This window comes from Pseudothauera lacus (assembly GCF_003034845.1).
GTDB lineage: Bacteria > Pseudomonadota > Gammaproteobacteria > Burkholderiales > Rhodocyclaceae > Pseudothauera > Pseudothauera lacus.
On sequence record NZ_PZKC01000033.1, the window covers coordinates 1 to 1,692 of the forward strand.

The window sequence follows — 1,692 nt, forward strand, 5'->3', positions numbered from 1 at the left end:
GGCTCGAACGCCAGCGCCGTCTGCAGGTGCCGGCCGAGTACTTCCTGCTCACCTTCACCGTGCCGGGCGAACTGCGGCCCCTGGCCGTGCGCCACGCCAGAGGCGTCTACGCCGCGCTCTTCAGTGCAGCCTGGGCGACGGTGCAGACGTTCTGCCGCAACGATCGCCAGCTCAAGGGCGAGGCCGGAGCGATCGCGGTGTTGCACACCCACTCGCGCCGCCTCGATCTGCATCCGCATGTGCATCTGGTCATGCCCGGCGCGAGTCTCGACGCGCGCAGCCGGCGCTGGCGCACCAAGACCGGCTTTCTGTTCAGCCACAAGGCGCTGGCCAAGGTGTTTCGTGCCAGGCTGCTCGCGGCCTTGAAGCGCGAGGGGTTGAGCTTGCCGGCCAGCCTGCCACCGACGTGGGTGGTCGACTGCAAGCGGGTGGGCAACGGCGACAAGGCCCTGGTCTATCTGGGCCGTTACCTCTATCGCGGGGTGATCCGCGAGGCCGACATCCTCGCTTGCGACACGTGCGGCAACGGTCAGGTCAGTTTCCGCTACCGCGACAGCCACAGCGGGCAGATGAAGGTCCGCACGCTCTCGGGCGCCGACTTCCTGAATCTGTTGCTGCAGCACGTCCTGCCCAAAGGCTTTCGGCGGGCACGCAACTACGGTTTCCTGCATCCGAACAAGAAGGGGCTGATCGCGCTGCTGCATTGGGTGCTCAGGATTGCGCCCCGCCCGCCAGCGGACACATCCCGGCCGCCGTTGCTGTGTCCGTGTTGCGGCAGCCCGATGCAGATTCTGCGCCGGCGAATTCCTCCCGCAACGGTCCAGCGACGAGAATCGGTTCCGGCTGCGGAGACGGTCGTGTAAGCCCGGCCACCTGAGACGGTGGTGCGCCGGCCGGCGCCGCGGTGGCGCTCGGCCAGAATTTGCCGAACTCGGCCAAAAAGGACGCGTTCGAGGCGCAAAATCGGGCGCACTACCCAATCTGCACGCGCTGAACCCGCCATCGCCAGCCCCGCGTGCTGGTCACCTCAGCCCATTCCGGATCGGGGCACTTGAAGCTATTTCCAGGGAAACGAACCGGGCTTGTTCAACAATCGGTTCATGTCGTGGCTCGCTTCGCGATCACGACATAACCTTAATCGTTAGCCAACGGTTGAAAGTCCATGCTCATGCTTTCGTAGCCCACTGACCATAAGGCTGACAAGTTCCGGAACGTCCATGATCTCCAGGTAGGGTGCAAGAAACACTGACGTGTTTCCCGCGAGGACACCGGGCCGATAGGAGAAGCGAACTGGAAGACGGGGAAGGAAGACCTCCACAAAGAACCCATAGATGACAAAGCATATTGAAATGAAGCGGTCGAACGATCTTCCGAAGGGCGCCGCAATGAGGCTACGCAGACTTTCAAAGGAAAAACCTCCCGGCGTTGAATCACGCAACCGATAGATAGCTACCGTGAATACAGAGCTTCGTACCTTGGAGCTTGATTGAAGTGCGACATGAAGCTCGCGCTCCCAGTTTTGGGGGAGATCAATGTTTCGGTAGTTCTCGTGATGAGATATAGATCATCTCGTTATACACATCTCTGAACCTTCGGCGCGCCCGCTGAAATAGTCGTTGACCTTCAACGACTTACAGGAAGTGCTTGTAAACCCTCCAACAAACGCGTCTACTCTTCCAATTTGGGTGACCG

Annotated in this window: 1 protein-coding gene; it reads left to right on the plus strand. The window is 61.0% G+C overall.

The window, feature by feature from the left end:
• Positions 1-863, plus strand: an 863-nt coding sequence (locus tag C8261_RS17050; protein WP_107494923.1) for an IS91 family transposase, incomplete at its 5' end; no start/stop codon positions are given.
• Between the last annotated feature and the right edge of the window lie 829 nt (positions 864-1,692).